Annotated in this window: 3 protein-coding genes; all 3 read right to left on the bottom strand. The window is 64.2% G+C overall.

The window, feature by feature from the left end; genetic code table 11:
- Window positions 1–120: 120 nt before the first annotated feature.
- The 3 genes from FJZ36_18745 to FJZ36_18735 all read right to left on the bottom strand — a co-directional run bounded on the left by FJZ36_18745 (window position 121) and on the right by FJZ36_18735 (window position 2,724).
- Complete coding sequence (locus FJZ36_18745) at window positions 121–909, bottom strand: ABC transporter permease (protein MBM3216937.1); 789 nt, start codon at window positions 907–909, stop codon at window positions 121–123.
- Window positions 906–1,889 (bottom strand): ATP-binding cassette domain-containing protein, encoded by a 984-nt coding sequence (locus tag FJZ36_18740; GenBank protein ID MBM3216936.1) that lies wholly within the window; start codon window positions 1,887–1,889, stop codon window positions 906–908. The genes FJZ36_18745 and FJZ36_18740 overlap by 4 nt, the downstream gene beginning before the upstream one ends.
- Before the next feature lie 82 nt (window positions 1,890–1,971).
- Entirely contained in the window at window positions 1,972–2,724 is a 753-nt protein-coding gene (locus tag FJZ36_18735; GenBank protein ID MBM3216935.1) for a hypothetical protein, read from the bottom strand.
- Window positions 2,725–3,080 lie beyond the last annotated feature (356 nt).

The raw sequence follows: 3,080 nt of genomic DNA, 5'->3' as shown, positions 1-3,080 counted from the left end.
CGGTCGATGCCGTGACCAGCGTGCCGAACGACAGCATCAGGAACGAAGCCCGGTACTGCATCTGCGATCGGATGGATACGGCGATCAGCCGACGGTACAGCGCGACGAGTCCCATCGGAGTCAGCCTCCCTGCACGACGACGCGGCGCAGACCACGAGCCAGCGCCCATCGCCCCGCGAGGATCAGCGCCGCGCACCAGAGGAACTGCCCCGCGATCTCTCCGATCGCCGAAGCCGCGCTGATGTTGCCACTGTAGATGCGGAACGGGACATCGACGATGCCACGGAACGGCAGCGCCTTGAGGATCGGCTGCGTCCAGTCCGGGAAGAGGGGAAGTGGAACGATGCTCCCAGACGCGAGGAACATGATGGACGGGACGATCCGGGCGATCCCCTCGCCGGACACGGTCCATAGAAGCGACGTGTTGAGGAGCACGGAGATCGCTGAGCTGAGCGTCAGAGCGGCAACCAGGGAGGCGGCGAACGCGATGCCGGATGCTGCCGACGGCGGGGCTCCCAGCCCGAAGAAGACCGCGATCGGAAGCATCGGCAGGGCTCGCAACAGCGTCGGCGCGATGCGGAACGCCGCAGACCGCGCGAACCACAGCGAGTAGATGTCCAATGGGCGCACGAGCTCGTATGCCACGGTTCCCGTGCGGATCTTCTCGCGCACGTCCAGGTCGACTCCGAACGGAAGCGCCCGGAAAAGCGCCTGTCCCAGCCAGACGAAGGTCGTGACCTCAGCGAGGGACATCGGGGGCTCGACCGTCGAGGATGCGTAGAACGCCCCGAAGATCATCAGTCGAATGAAGCCCCAGAAGACCTGCGTGGCGATGCCGGCTGCGGCTGCGGCGCGGTACTGAAGCAACTCCCGACAGCGAGCGGATCCCACAGCCCAGTAGGCTCTCACCCGTGGTCGCCTTCGTAGAGCTGGGCGATGACCTCCTCGATGGGAGCGTTCTCCACGAACAGATCGCGCACGGCGTAGCGCGACATGATCGACGAGAGGAGGTCAGCCGCCGAGACGCGGCTGGGGTCGAAGCGCAGGTGAATCCGGCTTCCCTCTTGGCGCACGAGCTCTGCTTCGGGGTGTTCGAAGGGCTCCGATCCGTCTGACAGATCGACCGTGAGGCGGCGCTCATTCGACACGCGGCTGCGCAGGTCTGCCATTGTGCCGTCCAGCAGAATCGTGCCGCTGCTGATGACGATCACGCGCCGACACAGCGCCTCGATGTCATCCATGTCGTGGGTCGTCAGGATGACCGTGGTGCCACGCTCTTGGTTCGTTCGTCGGATGAAGTTGCGCACGGCGAGCTTGGACACCGCGTCGAGACCGATGGTCGGCTCGTCGAGGAACAACACCTCCGGTTCATGGAGGAGCGACGCCGCCAGGTCGCAGCGCATCCGTTGTCCGAGGCTCAACTGTCGAACGGGCATGTCGAGGAGCGGCTCGAGCGCCAGAAGGTCGGTGAGCTCGTCCATCGTTCGCCGGTATCGCTCCGGCGGCACGTCGTAGATGTCGCGCAGGAGCTCGAAGGACTCGGCAGCAGGGAGGTCCCACCAGAGCTGAGTGCGATGTCCGAAGACGACGCCGATGTGGCGGACATATCGGCTGCGCTCCCGCCAGGGCACCATGCCGAGGACTTCGCACGTCCCGGAGTCGGGCACCAAGATGCCGGTCATCGTCTTGACGGTCGTTGACTTTCCCGCGCCGTTGGGACCGATGTACCCGACGAGTTCTCCGGGCTCGATGGAGAACCGCAGGTCGCGGATCGCCGTCACGATGCGGGATCGCCGGCGAACGACTCCGCGCAGAGCTCCCCACATGCCAGCCTGACGTTCGGAGACGCGGAACGTCTTCGTCAGGTCCCTGACGACGATCTGGGACATCGGCAGAGCCTAGAGACGGAGAACCCTCGGTCAGCCCCCCGAAGGCGGCGACACGAGGGTCTCGCGGATCCGAGCGGCGGCGCTAGTACCGAACGGTCGCCGGCTGCGCCGCGAAGATGGACCTGTCGAACCCAAAGGGGAACTGGAAGTCGAGCTTCCGATACCGCCCGATGCTCGAATCTTCCGGTGCAGCCTCGACCGATATGGTCAGCACGAGCTTCGTGGCGTTGGGCTTGAATCCGTAGAACGGCACAAAGCCCTCAGTTGTGACGCCCGGCTCGATCTCGCCCTTCGGCACGGCTGTCTCGAAGAGGAGCGGGTGGATGGTCTCGAAACCGTTGGCGATCGACAGGTCTCTGCCCTTCTTGTATAGCAGCCGCTTCTGGTTGTCGTCCTCGCTCAACGCGCGGAAGATATTGCCGTCCATGTCGGCGCGCAGCCGAAGGTCGTCCTCGACATAGAAATCACGCAAGGCGACGCGCAGGAGCGCCTTTCGGTCGTTCTTGATGGACACATGGAAAACGTCCACCTGATCGCCCTGCTTCCACGTCGGTTCGGTGTAGAACGCGGACGTCGTCGTGCCCTTGTTCAGCTTGCGGTCGAGCTCGTACTTGCGCCAATACTGGACACGTACCGTGACTCCCTCCTTGGTGAGCTCCAAGGTGGGTTCCGGCTTTGTTGCGGCATCGACGACAATCGCCGCGTCGTCTCCTTCGTAGGCGGCCAGCGGCCGCACGGGGGACATGCGTCCCAGCGGCGATCCCGTCGCACAGCCGGCTAGGACTCCAACGATCCCAACCGACAGAACGAGCAGCCAAGCGAGATTCCGACGCATCTGTCAAGCCTCCTGCGGTCCATGCTGCCCGACAGCCGGAGCGGACGCCGTGCTTAGGACGATCCGCGGCTCGGGTCGACGCACACGTTCGACGCTCAGCCCTATGGATGATGCCACGGGCGACGAGGTTACCACAGGGCGAGCCACGCCGCAACACTTCATGACTGACCTCATTTGCTAAGTTGTGACATACGAGAACCGGTTAGAATGTGGGTCAGAATCACGGTCTCTGGATGGAGTGCTGACCATGCTACAGGATGTTCTCCGCGTGTCCGGCCTCGCGCCGTTCGTCCGGGGGATTTTCGCCGAAGATGAGACGCTTGTGTGACGGGTTCTTCACGGCATCCTGCGGGCAG

It is taken from the genome of Candidatus Poribacteria bacterium, from assembly GCA_016866785.1.
Classification (GTDB): domain Bacteria; phylum Poribacteria; class WGA-4E.
This window is presented reverse-complemented; position numbering and strand designations above follow the sequence as displayed.